General features: G+C 41.8%; 13 protein-coding genes, 1 tRNA gene and 2 rRNA genes. 13 read left to right on the top strand and 3 right to left on the bottom strand.

Translation table 11 applies throughout. The annotated features are described in order from the left end of the window. The 9 genes from PE36_RS22070 to PE36_RS22025 form a co-directional block, all read left to right on the top strand. Positions 1-348: ribosomal RNA gene (locus PE36_RS22070) — 23S ribosomal RNA — on the top strand; the annotation flags it as partial. A 136-nt stretch (positions 349-484) separates the two neighbouring features. Continuing rightward, positions 485-600 (top strand): 5S ribosomal RNA (rrf, locus tag PE36_RS22065). A gap of 58 nt (positions 601-658) precedes the next feature. Next, positions 659-735 (top strand) — tRNA-Asp (locus PE36_RS22060). A 455-nt stretch (positions 736-1,190) separates the two neighbouring features. Then, the gene (locus PE36_RS22050) at positions 1,191-1,790 is read left to right on the top strand and encodes a Yip1 family protein (RefSeq protein WP_006034331.1); all 600 of its coding nucleotides are present in this window, start codon (positions 1,191-1,193) and stop codon (positions 1,788-1,790) included. A 335-nt stretch (positions 1,791-2,125) separates the two neighbouring features. Continuing rightward, positions 2,126-4,279 carry an FAD-dependent oxidoreductase gene (locus tag PE36_RS22045; protein ID WP_006034330.1) on the top strand — a complete coding sequence of 718 codons (2,154 nt, stop codon included), beginning with the start codon at positions 2,126-2,128 and terminating at the stop codon, positions 4,277-4,279. 170 nt (positions 4,280-4,449) lie between these two features. Further along, positions 4,450-5,865 carry a PLP-dependent aminotransferase family protein gene (locus PE36_RS22040; RefSeq protein ID WP_006034329.1) on the top strand — a complete coding sequence of 472 codons (1,416 nt, stop codon included), beginning with the start codon at positions 4,450-4,452 and terminating at the stop codon, positions 5,863-5,865. Positions 5,866-6,180: 315 nt separating this feature from the next. Then, positions 6,181-7,587, top strand: coding sequence for a cytochrome c oxidase accessory protein CcoG (gene ccoG, locus PE36_RS22035; protein ID WP_006034328.1), 1,407 nt, complete (start codon positions 6,181-6,183; stop codon positions 7,585-7,587). A 159-nt stretch (positions 7,588-7,746) separates the two neighbouring features. Further along, on the top strand, positions 7,747-8,736 hold the full coding sequence (locus PE36_RS22030) for a serine/threonine protein kinase (protein ID WP_006034327.1): 990 nt from the start codon (positions 7,747-7,749) through the stop codon (positions 8,734-8,736). 46 nt (positions 8,737-8,782) lie between these two features. Beyond that, complete coding sequence (locus PE36_RS22025) at positions 8,783-9,409, top strand: thiol:disulfide interchange protein DsbA/DsbL (protein WP_006034326.1); 627 nt, start codon at positions 8,783-8,785, stop codon at positions 9,407-9,409. A 71-nt stretch (positions 9,410-9,480) separates the two neighbouring features. Here the strand turns inward: PE36_RS22025 and PE36_RS22020 are convergent, their stop codons facing one another. The 3 genes from PE36_RS22020 to PE36_RS22010 all read right to left on the bottom strand — a co-directional run bounded on the left by PE36_RS22020 (position 9,481) and on the right by PE36_RS22010 (position 13,939). Further along, positions 9,481-11,142, bottom strand: a complete 1,662-nt coding sequence (locus PE36_RS22020; protein WP_006034325.1) for an AMP-binding protein — start codon at positions 11,140-11,142, stop codon at positions 9,481-9,483. Positions 11,143-11,446: 304 nt separating this feature from the next. Continuing rightward, positions 11,447-12,346, bottom strand: a complete 900-nt coding sequence (locus PE36_RS22015; protein ID WP_006034324.1) for an acyltransferase — start codon at positions 12,344-12,346, stop codon at positions 11,447-11,449. Between the two features lie 75 nt (positions 12,347-12,421). Further along, complete coding sequence (locus tag PE36_RS22010) at positions 12,422-13,939, bottom strand: YifB family Mg chelatase-like AAA ATPase (RefSeq protein ID WP_006034323.1); 1,518 nt, start codon at positions 13,937-13,939, stop codon at positions 12,422-12,424. 498 nt (positions 13,940-14,437) lie between these two features. On the opposite strand from PE36_RS22010, the gene ilvG reads away from it, so the two are divergent. From ilvG to PE36_RS21990, 4 genes are all read left to right on the top strand, one after another. After that, on the top strand, positions 14,438-16,096 hold the full coding sequence (ilvG, locus tag PE36_RS22005; protein WP_006034322.1) for an acetolactate synthase 2 catalytic subunit: 1,659 nt from the start codon (positions 14,438-14,440) through the stop codon (positions 16,094-16,096). After that, positions 16,083-16,340, top strand: coding sequence for an acetolactate synthase 2 small subunit (ilvM, locus tag PE36_RS22000; protein ID WP_006034321.1), 258 nt, complete (start codon positions 16,083-16,085; stop codon positions 16,338-16,340). Before ilvG ends, ilvM begins: the two co-directional genes overlap by 14 nt. 114 nt (positions 16,341-16,454) lie before the next feature. Then, on the top strand, positions 16,455-17,384 hold the full coding sequence (locus PE36_RS21995; protein ID WP_006034320.1) for a branched-chain amino acid transaminase: 930 nt from the start codon (positions 16,455-16,457) through the stop codon (positions 17,382-17,384). 95 nt (positions 17,385-17,479) lie between these two features. Then, positions 17,480-17,699: dihydroxy-acid dehydratase (locus PE36_RS21990; protein WP_006034319.1), on the top strand; the 220-nt coding region annotated here is incomplete at its 3' end.

The following is a 17,699-nucleotide window of genomic DNA, read 5'->3' as shown; positions in this document are numbered from 1 at the left end:
GCCATTTAAAGTGGTACGCGAGCTGGGTTTAGAACGTCGTGAGACAGTTCGGTCCCTATCTGCCGTGGGCGTTTGAGAATTGAGAGGAGCTGCTCCTAGTACGAGAGGACCGGAGTGGACGAACCACTGGTGTTCGGGTTGTCATGCCAATGGCATTGCCCGGTAGCTAAGTTCGGAACTGATAACCGCTGAAAGCATCTAAGCGGGAAGCAGGCCTCGAGATGAGTTCTCACTGGAGCTTTAAGCTCCCTGAAGGGCCGTTGGAGACTACAACGTTGATAGGCAAGGTGTGTAAGTGCTGTGAGGCATTGAGCTAACTTGTACTAATTACCCGTGAGGCTTAACCATACAAATTAAAGTATGATTAATTGAAATTTGACTTAAGAATTGATTGAACACTTTATGTTTTAAAGACTTCTTTATTTATAGCTTTTCAAATTAAAATGAAACGTAAAGTTTCTATATAGAAAGCAAACCAGATTTGCTTGGTGACCATAGTGTTGCGGTACCACCTGACTCCATTCCGAACTCAGTAGTGAAACGTAATAACGCCGATGGTAGTGTGGGGTTTCCCCATGTGAGAGTAGGGCATCGCCAAGCGCCAAATAATGTCGAAAGACACAAAATTTAGACTGATATTTATCAGCACAGATTGTGCGGAGTGGTAGTTCAGTTGGTTAGAATACCGGCCTGTCACGCCGGGGGTCGCGGGTTCGAGTCCCGTCCACTCCGCCAACAAACAACGAAAGCCTGAATCGAAAGATTCAGGCTTTTTTTGTGCCTGAAATTCAGCAAACAGAAAGCGCAGATTGTGGGGGAGTGCTAGTTCTTGTTATTATTCTTCAGTTGGACTGGAAATGCTCCCGGCATTTATCAGCACTTCCATCATCCCTGGTGGTCGTTATAATTTTGATGAGACAAGTGACCTGTCACGGCGAGGGACGCGGGTTGTGGTTTATAGATAGCCGTCCGCTCTTTCTCTTTGCCAACAAACAACGAAAGCCTGAAATTAAAGTAAATAACCTTATACAGTTGTTATAGTCTAAATATCCAAATGACTTTTCAATACCTTAAGACCCAGTTCGTACTCCTGATCACTATTATGTGTAATAGTTCTTAATTCACATGGCAATCTCAATATATTCGCTAATACTTAATTTGATGCAACTTTTACATTAAGGAATCAGCTTATGTTAGTAAAACACTTATGGGGTTTATACGTGCAGCCCAAGGACGAATGGATTGATATTGATACGCACCATGAGTCTTTATTATCGGTAGTGGTGAGTCTGTTTTTATTTGCGTTAATACCTGCTGTATCAGCATGGTATACCGCATCGGTGACCGGTTGGAAGCTTGGCTTTGGTGACACAACCTATTTATCTTCCTCCAGTGCAGCGATAATGGCAGTCGGTATGGTGATTGCGAGTATTGCTATTGTGGCAACGTTTTCGCTGTTTGTGCAGTGGATGGCGGCCAATTTTGGATCATCATCGAGTTTTACTCAAGCGTTAGAGCTAACAACATACACAGCTGCACCTATCTTTATTACTGGTATCGTAGCCTTGATCCCTATTGCTTGGGTGATCATGCTCGCACTATTAGTTGGGGTAGCATTTTCGGTACGGGCTCTGTATACCGGGGTTCCGATTATTATGCATATCACTGAAGAACGTGGTTTCATTTATGCGTCGTCATTATTAACTGTTGGTTTAGTATTATTTGTCGCCTCAATGGGGTTCACTGTGGTGATGTGGAGCTTTGGCTTGGGTCCGGAGTTTATTATTTAATTACGCTGCTATCAGTATCAGCATTAATCAAATTATTAACAGCGATATAGCTTAACTCTATTTCGCTGTTTTTGTTTGAGAGTTTAATAATTCTTTGTTTATTAGTATTATTTTTCTTGTACCTTAATTATTTCGTCAAATATAGATATACGTTCGGAATCTATCAATAAATATTATCCCGCCAAGTAGATAAACATCCAAAGATCCATTAATGTACTTAACCGTACTGAAACTTAACATAAATATAGAATGGGAAGAGAGTCGTGAGACTTTTGTGATTATTCCGGATTAAGCTTACGGTTATATTGATTAATTAGTGCAAGGATAGTTGCCGCATGGCTACGAATGATCGCGACTCAAGCTCGCATAACAAAAAAATTATTATTTTCGTCATTATTGCAGTGTTTTCACTGTGGTATGGTTTTGATCTAAACCAATACGCTTCTCTGGAGCAAATTAAAATATTGCAGCAAACCTCTGGCGATTATATTGCGGATAATCGCGCTTTGGCTATGCTGATCTTCTTTGTGAGTTATGTGGTTATCACCGGATTTTCATTACCGGGGGCGGTATTACTGACTTTACTGGGTGGTGGGTTATTTGGTTTTGGTTATGGCCTGCTACTTATCTCTTTTGCTAGTTCGATGGGCGCTACGCTGGCTTTTTTAGTTAGCCGCTATTTATTACGTGATTATGTACAGAATAAATTTGCTGCACGCCTTGCTGCGATTAATAAAGGCATGGAAAAGGAAGGTAACTTCTATTTATTCTCGTTGCGATTGATCCCGGTTTTCCCCTTCTTTGTGATCAATATTTTGATGGGATTAACTAAGATTAGTACCCGTAGTTTTTACCTTGTAAGTCAGGTGGGTATGTTAGCGGGTACGGCGGTTTATGTTTGGGCCGGTACACAGTTAAGTGAAATAAATAGTTTATCGGGTATTGCTTCACCATCATTGCTCAGTGCATTGGTATTATTGGGTGTTTTTCCTTGGATTGCGAAACGTGGGTTAGCACTATTTAGTCAACGTAAACGTTATGCGCGTTGGACTAAACCAAAATCATTTGATCGAAACATGATCATCATAGGTGCTGGTGCTGGCGGTTTGGTTAGTGCTTACATTGCGGCAGCCGTTAAATCAAAAGTGACGTTAGTTGAAAAACATCAAATGGGTGGTGACTGTTTAAATACCGGTTGTGTACCTTCTAAAGCGTTGATCCGTAGCGCACATGCGGTGGCCGAAATTAGCCGTGCGTATGAGTTTGGGATTGATGCCGAGATTAACAATATCAACTTTGCAAGGGTGATGGGACGTATTAAAAATGTCATTAAGACGATAGAGCCGCATGACTCTATCGCGCGTTATTCAGCTATGGGGGTTGAATGTCTAACCGCAGAAGCCAAAATTATTGACCCTTGGCATGTACGGATTGGTGATCAGGTATTAACCACAAAAAATATAATCGTGGCAACGGGCGCCCGTCCTATTGTGCCGCCAATTCCGGGATTAACAGATGTTCCCTATTTAACATCAGAAACCTTGTGGCAGTTAGCAGAACAACCGTCTCGTTTATTAGTATTAGGCGGTGGACCTATTGGTTGTGAAATAGCACAAAGCTTTGCCCGTTTAGGCTCTGCTGTTACCCAAGTTGAAATGGCTACGCAAATATTGGGTCGTGAAGATGAAGATGCAGTTGCTGTCGTGCAAGCTGAGTTGCAAGCGGATGGTGTCTCTATATTGTTAGGTAATAAAGTTGCGCGCTTTGTGAATGAAGATGGTCAATATAGTGCGGTATTATCGAATGGCGATTCAGTTGTATTTGATCAGGTATTTTTAGCGCTAGGGCGTCAGGCGAATACGCGCGGTTTTGGTTTGGAGGATCTCGATGTTGCGATCACAGATCGCGGTCTTATTGAGATTAATGAGTACCAACAAACATCTATCCCGAATATATATGCCGTCGGTGATGTTTCTGGACCTTATCAACTGACTCATGTCGCGGCGCATCAAGCTTGGTTTGCTGCTGTAAATGCATTATTTGGCTCAGTGAAAAAGTTTGCAACAGATTATCGTGTTATTCCTGCTGTGACTTATACCTATCCTGAGTTGGCGCGTGTTGGTATTAGCGAAAATGAAGCACAGCAAGCAAAACTCGATTATCAAGTGACGAAGTATAATATTGATGATTTAGACAGGGCGATCACTGACGGTGAAACCAAAGGTTTTGTTAAAGTTATAACGGCTGCAAATAGTGATAAGATCCTCGGGGTTACGATTGTTGCGAGCCACGCGGGTGAGTTATTGGCGGAATATACCTTAGCAATGAAATATAAATTAGGATTAAATAAAGTGTTAGGCACGATCCATCCGTATCCCACCATGAGCGAAGCAAATAAATATGTGGCAGGTAACTGGAAGCGTAACAACAGTCCTGAGAAATTATTAACTTGGGTAGAGAAATTCCATCGTTATATGCGCAAAGCTTAATATTTCCATTTACTTGTTATGTCAGGATGTCGGTCTGTATGGTGAGAAAATAGCATAGTCCTGAAAATATTGTATATAATCAATCGCACTTAATTTTCGTTTACTGTGCGATTGTTTGCTCGGTATGTTTTCAGGTTGATACTCAGGTAGATACTTAGGTAAATAGATTTATGTTGTTACAAAAAAGTCGCTACCACGGTGTTGCGGCTGAGATCCAATTACAGATCGAGCAGCGAATATGGCTCCCCGGCGATCGTATTCCTTCTATTCGTAAAATGAGCAAGATGCAAAGCATCAGTCCGATGACGGTGTTAAAAGCGTATGAGCTGTTAGAGTCGGCAGGTTGGATTTATGCTAAACCGCGTTCTGGGTATTTTGTTGCTGCTCACCTCAATCGTCTTGCCATTCCTCAGCAGACAATCCCGCAGCTGACTAATCGTGCAATTAAGATCAATGAACATGTTTTTGAAGTGCTTACTGCCTGTAAACGTCCTGATGTTGTGCCGCTTGGTTCTGCTTTTCCTGATCCGGCATTATTTCCGTTAAAACAATTGGGCCAAGCATTAGCAAAAACCATCAAAACGATGCCTGTCCAGAGTGCAGTAACCGAACTCCCCCCTGGCAGTGTGGCACTACGCCGGGCGATTGCTAAACGTTATATACGAGATGGGATTGATGTGTCTATTGATGACATCGTGATCACGTCCGGCGCGATGGAGTCATTAGGTTTGAGTCTGATGGCGGTGACCAAACCTGGCGATATCGTGGCGATTGAATCTCCGGCCTTTTATGGAGTATTGCAAACAGTCGAAAGGTTACAGCTTAAAGCCATCGAAATTACCACAGATCCACAGTTCGGCATGTCAGTGGATGCGCTGAAACATGCAGTGAATAGTCATGATATTAAAGCTTGTTGGTTAATGAGTAAATACCAAAATCCCTTAGGCGCATCGATGCCAGAAGCAAATAAATTGGCTATTTTAGATGTGCTAGCAGCGAAGCAAATTCCTTTACTTGAAGATGATGTTTACAGTGAGCTATATTTCTCAGAATACAAGCCTAAACCGATTAAAGCCTATGATCAACAAGGTCTGGTATTGCATTGCTCTTCATTTTCAAAATGTTTAGCGCCTGGTTTTAGAGTTGGTTGGGTGGTTGCTGGTCGTTATGCGAAACAGATCGAACAACTGCAATTTATGACCACGCTGTCTGCTGCTGTGCCTAATCAACTCGCCATTGCTGAATTTGTTTTGCATGGTAACTATGATACTCACCTGCGTCGGTTAAGGCGTCAACTGGAATCTCGTCAGCAGCAGATGCGCCATGCAATTGAACAATATTTCCCATTAGAAACCAAGATCACCCGACCGAGTGGCGGTTATTTTTTATGGGTGGTGTTATCTGACCATATTAATACCAGTGAGTTACTCCAAACCTTACTGGATGATCACAATATCAGCATCGCACCTGGCACCTTGTTTGCCAGTGACCAGCAATATAAAAACTGCATGCGAATTAATTGTTCTTATCTACTGACGGACAAAATCCGCCAAGCGCTTATCACCTTAGCTCGCTGTATTGCTTAATATTCAATTTAACTAACGACTGTTCTAGTCTTTATTTATAACTAAAGCATCTGTTATAGGGTAGTTTAGTATTGATCTGTACTATGCTTATGCGCCCGATTTGTGTTCCAATAGCCTCGCTAATTCATTAAATAATTATATCCATTAAGAGATGACTGAATTGGTGCTATGTCAACTTGCTTTCAAACCTGCCTGCAAGTTTTTCGGTTGTGATAAGTGTTTGATTAAATTAATAAGAATGAGATAAGTCAGATGATTGTAAAGACTTATTAAGCTTCTTTGGTATAATCGAAGATATAAAATAAGGAGCATGTAATGTCTGAAGAACGCATTAATATAAAAGATATAACCCCTAAAGTTAAGCCAAAATATACCAATGTCGGCCCTGATAATCATATTTATGTCAGAAAAATGAGTGGTGTATTTCAACGACTGAGAAAATACATGGGCTGGTTTTTTATGGTGTTGTTTTTTGCATTACCCTTGTTTCAGTGGAATGGGGATCAGGCGATCTTATTAAATATCTTAGAACAACGTATTCATATCTTTGCCTTAACTATTTTCCCTCAAGATCTGATGTTATTAGCGTTATTGTTGATTGTTGGCGCCTTTGCATTATTCTTTGTCACCGCCTATTTAGGCCGAGTGTGGTGTGGATTTATGTGTCCACAAACAATTTGGACGTTTATTTTTATTTGGTTTGAAGAAAAAATAGAAGGTTCAGCCAATAAACGTTTGAAGTTAAATCAAGGACCTATAACGGTTGATAAAGTCAAAAAGAAAGTGCTTAAACACACCGCATGGTTAAGCTTTTCAGTGGTTACCGGCCTCGCATTTATGGCTTATTTTGTGCCACTTTTTGATCTTTACACTGAGTTTTTCACGCTGCAGGCGAGTAGCACTGTGTATTTCTGGGTGCTATTTTTTGCATTTTGCACCTATGGTAACGCAGGTTGGATGCGCAGTATTATGTGTACCCACATGTGTCCATACTCACGTTTCCAATCGGCTATGTTTGATACTGATACCTTAATTGTCGGTTACGATTTTAACCGTGGTGAAGCAAGAGGCCCGCGTTCACGTAAAGTTGACCACAAAGCGCAAGGTCTGGGCGATTGTATTGACTGTAATCTTTGTGTGCAGGTATGTCCTGCCGGTATCGATATTCGTGACGGTCTACAATATGAGTGCATTAACTGTGGTGCTTGTATTGATGCCTGTGATCAAACGATGGAGCGGATGAACTACCCGAAAGGCTTGATCAGCTATACTTCTGAAAATGACCTAAATAATAAGCCTCATCAGAAAAGTAGATTCAAGTTAGTCGGTTACGGTATCGTCATGACGTTAATGACCGTGATGTTTGCGATGAGTGTGATGAGTATTTCACCCGTACAAATGGATATTATCCGCGATCGAAACGCACTCTATAGTGAGAATTCGGATGGTAATATTGAAAATACCTATACACTGAAAATTATCAATAAGACTTCATTTACCCAAAAATACAGTTTATCTGTTACTGACGTGCCTGATCATGAGTGGTTTGGTCCACGTGAAGTTGAAGTATTGCCGGGTGAGTTGTTAGTACAGCCAGTGAGTTTAGCCATCGACCCGTTTGATCTGAACCAACCGGTGATTAAAATAAACTTTGTGATCACCGAGCTTGGCAATGAGCATTATGTCTTTACCCAGCAAAGCCGTTTTATCAGCCAGTTGTAGTGCTAACCGGCAACTATAAATAGCTTTATAATCAATGTAAGTTAAAGTAAATAGCAAGCTCAGTGATACTGGGCTTGCTATTATTGTATCCAATCTAAGATCTGTTGTACGTCTATGACGGTTATTTGGATATAGAGGTTAGTACTTTAGGAAATAATAATGACAAATCTGCCTGTTGATTACAGTTTGCTTTCCCCTGACTTTATGTTGGATGCGATAGAGTCTATCGGTATCCGTGTGGATTCAGGGTTATTGGAATTAAACAGCTATGAAAATCGCGTGTTTCAATTTCTAGATGAAGATCGTCAACGTTTTGTGGTGAAGTTTTATCGTCCTGTGCGTTGGAGTGATGAACAGATCCAAGAAGAACATGATTTTTCTCTGCAGTTAAAGTCTGCTGATATTGATGTTGTTGCGCCGTTACAATTTGATGGTCGTAGTTTATTCATTTATCAAGGCTATCGCTTGGCTATTTTTCCGAGTGTCGGTGGTCGTCCTATTGAAGTGGATAACCTAGATGCATTGGAGTCTGTTGGACGTAACTTAGGTCGCGTTCATCAACTTGCAAGCCAGCAATCATTTTTGTATCGACCCACATTATCGATCGCCGAGTTTGTACAAGCACCCAAGCAGATATTGCAACAGAATAGTTTTATACCTAAGCGTTTAGAAACAGCATTTTTTGATGTTTATGATGCGTTGGAAAAAGAAATTACGCTGCAATATAAGCCGGATAATACGCAGTTAATTCGTTTACATGGGGATTTACACGCCGGTAATATTTTGTGGCGTGATAAGGTAACACTATTGGATTTTGACGATTGCCGTCAAGGACCTGCAGTGCAAGACTTGTGGATGATGCTACATGGTGAACGGCACGAACAATTATTGCAATTGGAAGTAATGCTTGAAGGTTATGAGGAGTTTTGTTCCTTTGATGCCAAGCAGTTGCAATTGATTGAGCCATTACGCGGCATGCGCATGATGAATTACATGGGATGGATTGCTAAACGCTGGGATGATCCTGCTTTTAAACGTCATTTTGCTTGGTTTACCGATGAGGAGTATTGGCAACAACAGGTGAAATTTTTACATGAGCAGATTGATAATATACAAAAACCGCCGTTATCTCTCATTCCTAATTACTAATTTTTTGTACAGTTAATTATGTTTAATTCAATTTTCAGGAAGGAAAATGATGAAAAAATTATTTATATTGATCACTGCAATGCTATTTTTACCCATTGCTAATGCGGCACAGTTTAAAGAAGGTGTGCATTATGATGTTATCTCTGAGCAGGCAACATCACAACCACAAGTTGCTGAGTACTTTTCGTATTTTTGCCCACACTGTAATAAATTCGAACCGATCATGACAGACGTCACTAAACGTCTCGCTGATAGCGATATTAAAGTAGAAAAAAATCACGTTGCTTTTATTGGTCGTGAAATGGGTATCGAAATGCAAAAAGCATTTGCGACTGCAGAGCTATTGAATGTTGAGCACCAAATGTCATCGGCAATTTTCACTGCGATCCATGATCAAAAACGTCGTTTTTCTAGTCGTGACGATATTCGTACCGTGTTTACGGATGCCGGTATCGACGGTAAGAAATTTGATGCGGCAGTAAATAGTTTTGCTGTTAACGGTAAAGTAGCGCGTATGGATAAAAATACCGCTGACAAGAATATCCGTGGTGTACCAGCATTAATCGTGAATGGTAAATATCAGATTAACATGGGTTCTATTAAGGCGCGTGGTGAACAATTTAATATTAAACTTACGGCGTTAATTAAATATTTAGCCGCAAAAACCAACTAATGTTTGATTAGATTTTAGCGATAAAAAAAGGACGCGATAGCGTCCTTTTTTTATCTTAACTCATTGCAGGCTTACTGTTCCCAAACAATCTTATCTTGGTGCTGCTCTTCGTAGAAAGGTTTAAAACGACTCTCTAGTTCATGACGCTTAAATTTCAACGTTGGTGTTAATAAACCATTATCCACCGTCCATTCATCTTTTAAGACGATGATATGACCAATGCGTGCATGTGATTCTAATGACTTATTAATGTGCTGACGTGTTTCTTCAAGGTTCGTTGTCATCACATCTTTACCTTGTTCACGCGCTTCTGGTGACAATACTACTAATGCAATCGGTTGCGTTAGGGCTGTACCAGTAATACAGATCTGCTCAATATTTGGATTTTCACCGAACTTGCATTCAATGGGTACTGGTGTGACATATTTACCCTTTGAAGTTTTAAAGATGTCTTTCACACGGCCGGTAATTTTGACATAACCATTACTATCGATTTCACCTTTATCACCGGTTTTGAAGTAACCGTTTTCATCAAATGACTCTTTGGTTTGTGCTTCATCCTTGTAATAGCCACTCATCAGGCCGTCACCTTTGACTAAGATCTCGCCAATCGCCGAAATTTTAAGATCAACACCTTCACCTGGTTTACCAATCGTGCCGATTTTTTGCGGGTTGAATGGGTAGTTTAGTGTGCCGTAAGCGAGGTTTTCTGTCATGCCCCATGCTTCAGTAATATTTAACCCTAAACGCTTGTACCATTCTAATAATGCTGGTGATACTGCCGCTGATCCGCAGCCAAGAATTCGGGCATGCTGTAGACCTAGACCGCGTTTAATCTTCGCTTTTACTAAACCACTCACGAATGGGATCTTGAGCAGGAAGTTAAGTTTGTGTGCGGGCATTTTTTGTAATACGCCCATTTGGAAGCGAGTCCATAGACGTGGTACAGAAATAAATAGCGTAGGCTCTACAGACTGGATATTACTGACGAAGGTATCGAGTGATTCAACAAAGGAAACCACGCCTTCGCCGGCATAAATACTTCCGCCTTCAATATATACACGTTCAGTAATGTGTGCCAATGGTAAGTAAGATAATAGACGGTCGCCAGGCTCAAATTCGAAGCTCTTGATAATGTTTTTCGAGGCTGATTTGAATGCCGCAAATGTGATCATCACGCCCTTTGGATCACCTGTGCTGCCTGAGGTATAAATGATTGACATCAAGTCTTCAAGATTGATGTGTGCTGGTGTTGCTAGTGGCTGGTGTTGCTCAAGCAGATCATTCCATTTATATTGACAACTAAGCGTTTCGTAAGGGTAGCTGATGGTAATAATGTCTGCCGGTATCTTCCCTTCTAGACTTTGATAGTTATCTAATTTACCAACAAACAGTACTTTTGCTTCACTGTGCTCTAGCACATAATTAATCGTTTTCGCGTTTGCTGTTGAATAAATTGGCACACTGATATAACCCGCGTACATAATGGCTAAATCGTTAATAAACCATTCGGCACTATTTTTTGCTAGGATCGCGATTTTATCACCCGGAGTTAATCCCAGTGATTGTAGTGCTTGAGCAATGCGTTTTGTTTGGTCTGCTACTTGCGACCAAGTAAATTCGTGAAATGTACCATTAATAGGTTGGCGTAAATATACTTCATTGGCACGATGCTTTTCCCAGTGCAATAAGGCATCGAGAGGTGTGTTTAAGTTTGGTGCTAATGTGCTCATATGTGGTCCCGAAAAAAGAGTAATGCAACAATGCATTAACAGTTATAGCACGTTACACCTTGTTTCGTTTAAGATTAAAGTAAAAGTGAGATGTTAATGTCAATTTAGAATTAAAACTCTATTTATGGCAGTTTTTACGCCTTTGGTTACCCCTAAAGCGTTATTTTATGGTGTTTTTTACGAATGAATATGAACTGGCCCACAATGTTGTTGTTAATACATTGTGGGCGTAATTGTTATTTCCGTTGGTGAATGTTGCAGTTTGTTTGTGTTTTCTTAGTTCTTCTTTGCTCTCAATATCCCATTAAACTTTATTCATTAGCTTAAGCTTTTCTAATTCTTGATCTTTGCTTAGCCATAATTCATTGATCCATTGCTGGAAATTAGTCTGGAAGGCTTTGTCATTGAGATAGTCGCCAATATAATTGCTATTAATGTCTTGTGTGCTGACTTGCACTTGGATCTGTTGTACTTGGCCGCTAATAAACTGCCAAAAAGTTGGAATACCTTGCGGATAGTAAATTGTCACGTTAACTAAAGTATCCAGCTGACCATTCATCGCATCGAGGGCAAATGCGATGCCACCTGCTTTAGGTTTTAATAAATGCGTAAATGTGGATGCTTGTTGGCTGTGTTTATGTGGAGTAAAGCGGGTACCTTCAACAAACGTCATGACACTGACTGGCTTGTGCTTGAACTTAGCACAGGCTTTTTTTGTTGTTTCAATATCTTTACCACGCATGTGTGGGTTCTTGGCTAAAAACTTTTTGCTATAGCGTTTCATGAATGGAAAATCGAGCGCCCACCAAGCCAAGCCTAAAAATGGCACGAAGATAAGCTCTTTTTTTAAGAAGAATTTTAGAAACGGGATCTTACCGTTTAATACCCGTTGTAACACTAAAATATCAACCCAAGATTGGTGGTTTGAGATCACCATGTACCATTTATTTAGCGACAAGCCGTCAATACCCGTTACTTGGATGTTTGGATCACCTATTACTCTTTGGGTAATGCCGTTTACCGAGACCCAGTTCGACGCGCAGCCATCGAGTAAATGATTCAGTATTTTTTGTGCAGCGTTAAAGGGCATCATACTTTTTAACAGCGAAAACATAACAATCGGGATCAACCAAAATATGGTATTCAAAAGATAACAGAGAAATGCAATGGCGCCTGCCAGCTTTTGCGTGAATGTCGATAACATAATATGGCCTTGGTGTGATGAAGTGCTGAAATGATAAAACTATCATCACGTTATGCCAAACAAAAACTGCAATTATTAAACATTAATTTGTTGTAATAACCGATCCATAGCACGATATGAGAGTGCTTCAAGTAAATGGGATTTGTTGATATCTAGACAATTGTTTAAATCTGCTATGGTACGCGCCACCTTGATTATCTTATGAAATGCCCGGGTTGAGAGGCCCATCTTTTCAATGGCAAGCTCTAGGAACACCGCATCTTGCTGCTGGAGTGGACAATACTGTGCAATTTCTTTACTGGAAAGCGCATCATTTAATTTATCACAACGTTGACGCTGAGTTAGTTGCGCCGCACTCACTCTTTGCTTAATCTGTTCGCTGTTTTCACCACGCTGACCTGGCTCGGTTAAGCTGCCTTTGGGGAGTGCGGGGACTTCAATCGTGAGATCAAAGCGATCCAAGAAAGGCCCAGACAATTTACTTAAATATTTTGCTACTTGGCTGTTGTTACCGCCCCATTTATTATTGTCGTAATAGCCAGATGGTGATGGGTTTAGTGCGCCAATGAGTTGAAATCGAGCCGGAAAATCGACTTGTTGATTGGCGCGACAAATACTAATATGTCCTGCTTCTAAAGGCTCGCGTAAAGAATCGAGCGCTTTACGTTGGTATTCAGGTAGTTCATCCAAAAATAAGACCCCATTATGCGCGAGGGTGATTTCACCGGGACGCGGATTACGGCCTCCACCGACTAATGCAACGGCTGATGATGTGTGATGGGGAGTGCGAAAAGGCCGCCGACGCCAATCTTGGGCCACAAACTCGCCGCCGCTAATGGATTTAATCGCCGCGCATTCTAAGGCTTCTTGTTCAGTCATGTCGGGCTGAATGCTGGTTAAGCGACTGGCTAGCATGGTTTTTCCGGTTCCAGGAGGACCAAACAGCAATAAATTATGATTACCGGCTGCACAGATCTCTAACGCACGTTTGGCACTTTGTTGGCCGATAATATCTTGCATGTCTTGCTGGTTATTCTCTGGTGTTGTCAGTGACAGTATCCGTTTGGCGATGGGTAATGTTTGCTCGGCATTAATATGCTGACATACCTGTTGTAAATCTGCCGCAGTAAAACAATTGGCGTTGTCGATAAGTGCCGCTTCATGGCCATTATCAAATGGAATGATGGTACTGCGACTGGCTTTGTTACCGGCGATAATACTGGGAATGGTGCCTCGGCATGCTTGTAGCTTACCGGATAAAGATAATTCACCAATAAATTCTAATTGTTGATGACGGTTAGTACTGATCTGCTGTGAGGCGATTAAAATTGCGATCGCAATCGGTAAGTCATAACGACTGCCTTCTTTGGGTAAGTCAGCTGGCCCCAAGTTGACAGTGATGCGTTTGGCTGGCATCACAAAGTTAGAGTTCATCAAGGCACTACGCACGCGATCTTTGGCTTCCTTTACTGATGTTTCGGGCAGTCCGACAATGGTAAAGCCCGGTAGTCCTTCGCTGATGTGTACTTCGATGGTAATTAACGGTGCGTTGATACCTAAAATTGCACGGCTATAGATTACGGCTAAATTCATTCATCATCCTTGGCTATGTATGGTTGTATTTATACCCTAGTGTAATTAACAATAAGCATGCTTGAATTAGGTGGATTATTTTAAAACCTTAAGCAAGGCCTATTTGCCACAGTCTATTTTGTGATGTGTGTCATGCGTGAACTTTTAAACTGGAATTTGTTTGTTTTTTAATATTTTGAATTGCCACCGTGCATTTATTTGGTCGTTTTAGTTATTTTTAACGTGGTTAAAGGCTTGCTTAAATAAATTCGCCATGCTAATAATGAATCATAAAAATTTTATAGAGTTGTTGGATTAGTTATATGTTTGGGTTTACTTCGCGTCTTATTATTGTGGTCAGCATTCTGGTGGTAATTATTAAATTACCAAGCCGGGGACTTACTGCTAAGCGAAAATAAGCTTAATCCAGCAATAAGAAAACCCCGGTTGATAACCGGGGTTTTTTTTTGTTTGGCGTTTAACGGTTTACAAGAATGATGTTTAAAGGGATGTAGATTAATGAAAGCAACAGAGTTTATTGTAAATGCTTTACGTAAACAGGGCGTAACCCAAGTATTTGGTTATCCTGGCGGCGCGATCATGCCATTGTATGATGCGTTATATGATGGCGGTGTGGCGCATTTATTAGCGCGACATGAGCAAGGCGCAATCATGGCGGCGTTGGGTTATGCACGTGCTGGCGCTCGAGTCGGTGTCTGTATTGCGACGTCAGGTCCGGGTGCAACGAACCTAGTGACAGGTTTAGCAGAAGCAATGGCGGATTCGATCCCTGTTGTTGCGTTCACTGGACAAGTGCCGAGCGCCTTGATAGGTGTGGATACGTTTCAAGAAGTGGATATTCTTGGTATGACGTTATCGTGTACCAAACACAGCTTTTTGGTTGAAGACCAAAATGATTTAGACCGTATTATTGCCGAAGCATTTACAATTGCGACCACTGGCCGTCCTGGTCCAGTATTAATTGATATTCCTAAAGATATTCAGCTGGCAGAAATGGCGTGTGAGACGGTATCGGAATTACCGGGATTACCGCCGTTAGATGGCTTGGTTGATGACGAAGTTGCTGCGGCGCGGGCATTATTACACGCGGCTAAAAAACCGATATTGTACGTTGGTGGTGGCGTCGGTATGGCGAATGCGGTACCTGAATTGCGTGAATTAGCGGCGGCTTTAGATATTCCCATGGTCTGCACATTAAAAGGCATAGGTAGTGCCGATCCTGAACACCCTTATTATTTGGGTATGTTAGGGATGCATGGTCTGAAAGCGGCTAACTTAGCAGTACAAGAAAGTGATCTGTTGATTGCGGTCGGTGCCCGTTTTGATGATCGGGTGACTGGTAAACTTGATGAGTTTGCCCCACATGCCAAAGTTATCCACCTTGATATTGATGCGTGTGAACACCATAAATTGCGTGTTGCTAACGTTGCTATTACTACAGACCTGAAACTCATTCTGCCAGCGTTAAAAATGACCTTGGATATCGCGCCTTGGCGATTACATACCTTAGAGATGAAAGTCGACACCGCGTTTCGTTATGATCATCCCGGCATCGCCATCTATGCACCGCTGTTATTAAAACAATTGTCTGCCAGCTTACCTGAAGATCATCTAGTGGCGTGTGATGTTGGTCAGCACCAGATGTGGACTGCACAACACATGACATTTACCCAACCGGAAAACTTATTATCCAGTGCCGGTTTTGGCACCATGGGTTTTGGGTTGCCAGCGGCAGTTGGTGCGGCGCTTGCCCGTCCTGATGCGATGCCTGTTGTGGTCACTGGTGATGGTTCGATTATGATGAACATCCAAGAGTTAGCGACGATTAACCGGGCTAAATTACCAATCAAAATTGTATTAATCGATAATCAACGTCTCGGTATGGTGCGCCAATGGCAAACCCTGTTTTTTGATGGTCGATTATCGCAGACTATTCTCGATGATAACCCTGACTTTGTGGCGTTAGCGGCGGCATGTGGTATTCCCGGTGAAACGGTGGTGGTTAAAGAGCAAGTGCAACCCGCGATGGACCGTATGCTCGCCAGTGATGGTGCGTATTTCTTGCATGTACAGATTTCAGAGCAAGAAAATGTCTGGCCATTAGTGCCACCCGGGGTTAATAACGGTGAGATGTTGGAGCAATATGATGAGTTTTAAACAAGTCCATGAAGTGGTGATTGAAGCCACCAATACGCTGGAAATTTTAGAGCGGATATTACGCGTTATTCGTCATCGCGGCTTTCGCATTAGTAGCATGAATTCGGTACAAATGAATGATTGCAATGGCATAAAGATTACGGTTACAGTATCTGGTGAACGTAGCATTGATTTACTCTATAAACAGTTAGATAAATTATTTGATGTGCGTAAATTAAGTGTTCAGCACATAGTTACTATATAACAGTACTGCAATATAACACTTTATTGAAAACGCTGGTGTGCATTGGATTGCAGGATGCAAGGACTGGCGTTATTTAAAATAATACAAAATTACAGCATAAGGGAAGAAGCGATTATGGCGAATACTGAACAGCAAGTTTGGTTTAATGGAAAGATGGTACCGGAATCTCAGGCTAAAGTGAGTATATTTACGCATGCATTGCATTATGGCTCATCGGTATTTGAAGGTATTCGAGCATATGATACGCCGAAAGGTCCCGCTATTTTCCGTTTGAAAGAACACGTTCAACGCCTATTTGATTCCGCTAAAATTTACGGCTGGAGCATCCCTTATTCAAAACAAGAAATAGAACAGGCCTGTAAAGATGCGGTACTAGCCAATGGCCTTACCAATGCTTATTTACGTCCGCTGGCTTATATTGGTAATGTTGGACTGGGTTTAACACCTAAATCAACCGTATGCGACGCGCTTGTTGCTGCAATGGACTGGGGTTCTTATCTAGGCGATGAAAGCTTGGAAGAAGGCGTTGATGTTTGCGTGAGCTCTTGGAATCGCTTAGCGCCGAATACTATCCCGACAGGCGCCAAAGCCGGAGGTAACTACTTATCATCACAGTTGATTTCGTCAGAAGCGAAACGCCATGGTTACGCTGAAGGTATTGCGTTGGATGTGAATGGCACCATTTCTGAAGGCGCGGGTGAGAACTTGTTCTTCGTGAAAAATGGGGTGATCTATACGCCGCCAACAACGGCATGCATCTTACCGGGTTTAACCCGTAATACCTTAATGGTTCTGGCGCGTGACTTTGGTTATGAAGTGCGTGAAGAATCGATTGCCCGTGAAGCCATGTACTTAGCAGATGAAATGTTCATGTGCGGTACCGCAGCGGAAGTGGTGCCGGTACGTTCAGTTGATCGTATTGACATTGGCACAGGTAAACGTGGTCCAATTACAGAACAATTACAGACCGCTTATTTTGCGTTGATTAAAGGTCAGAGTGAAGACAAATGGGGTTGGTTGGATTACGTGGCTGACCCAAGCTAATCGTCTGGTTAGATTATTGTTACTTTTTATTATTAAGGTGAGGTGCAGAGCTGCCTCCTTTATTTACTGTTTATTTTGTTTCATGGAGAGAACCGATGCCTAAACTGCGTTCTGCAACATCTACCGAAGGCCGTAATATGGCTGGTGCTCGCGCCTTGTGGCGTGCAACCGGTACCCGAGAAGAAGATTTCGGCAAACCAATTATTGCTATTGCTAATTCATTTACCCAGTTTGTGCCTGGCCACGTCCATTTAAAAGACATGGGCCAATTGGTCGCAGGCGAAATTTTGAAAGCTGGCGGTATCGCTAAAGAAT

This window comes from Moritella sp. PE36 (assembly GCF_000170855.1).
Classification (GTDB): domain Bacteria; phylum Pseudomonadota; class Gammaproteobacteria; order Enterobacterales; family Moritellaceae; genus Moritella.
Note: the sequence above shows the minus strand (reverse complement) of the source record. Positions and strands in the feature narration are given on the sequence as shown.

What these genes read in the sequence shown, in the direction of transcription:
- ccoG (WP_006034328.1), top strand. Translation starts at nt 6,181, where the DNA reads ATGTCTGAAGAACGCATTAATATAAAAGATATAACCCCTAAAGTTAAG.
- PE36_RS22050 (WP_006034331.1), top strand. Translation starts at nt 1,191, where the DNA reads ATGTTAGTAAAACACTTATGGGGTTTATACGTGCAGCCCAAGGACGAA.
- ilvG (WP_006034322.1), top strand. Translation starts at nt 14,438, where the DNA reads ATGAAAGCAACAGAGTTTATTGTAAATGCTTTACGTAAACAGGGCGTA.
- ilvM (WP_006034321.1), top strand. Translation starts at nt 16,083, where the DNA reads ATGATGAGTTTTAAACAAGTCCATGAAGTGGTGATTGAAGCCACCAAT.
- PE36_RS22020 (WP_006034325.1), bottom strand. Translation starts at nt 11,142, where the DNA reads ATGAGCACATTAGCACCAAACTTAAACACACCTCTCGATGCCTTATTG.
- PE36_RS22040 (WP_006034329.1), top strand. Translation starts at nt 4,450, where the DNA reads ATGTTGTTACAAAAAAGTCGCTACCACGGTGTTGCGGCTGAGATCCAA.
- PE36_RS22015 (WP_006034324.1), bottom strand. Translation starts at nt 12,346, where the DNA reads ATGTTATCGACATTCACGCAAAAGCTGGCAGGCGCCATTGCATTTCTC.
- PE36_RS21995 (WP_006034320.1), top strand. Translation starts at nt 16,455, where the DNA reads ATGGCGAATACTGAACAGCAAGTTTGGTTTAATGGAAAGATGGTACCG.
- PE36_RS22025 (WP_006034326.1), top strand. Translation starts at nt 8,783, where the DNA reads ATGATGAAAAAATTATTTATATTGATCACTGCAATGCTATTTTTACCC.
- PE36_RS22045 (WP_006034330.1), top strand. Translation starts at nt 2,126, where the DNA reads ATGGCTACGAATGATCGCGACTCAAGCTCGCATAACAAAAAAATTATT.
- PE36_RS22030 (WP_006034327.1), top strand. Translation starts at nt 7,747, where the DNA reads ATGACAAATCTGCCTGTTGATTACAGTTTGCTTTCCCCTGACTTTATG.
- PE36_RS22010 (WP_006034323.1), bottom strand. Translation starts at nt 13,939, where the DNA reads ATGAATTTAGCCGTAATCTATAGCCGTGCAATTTTAGGTATCAACGCA.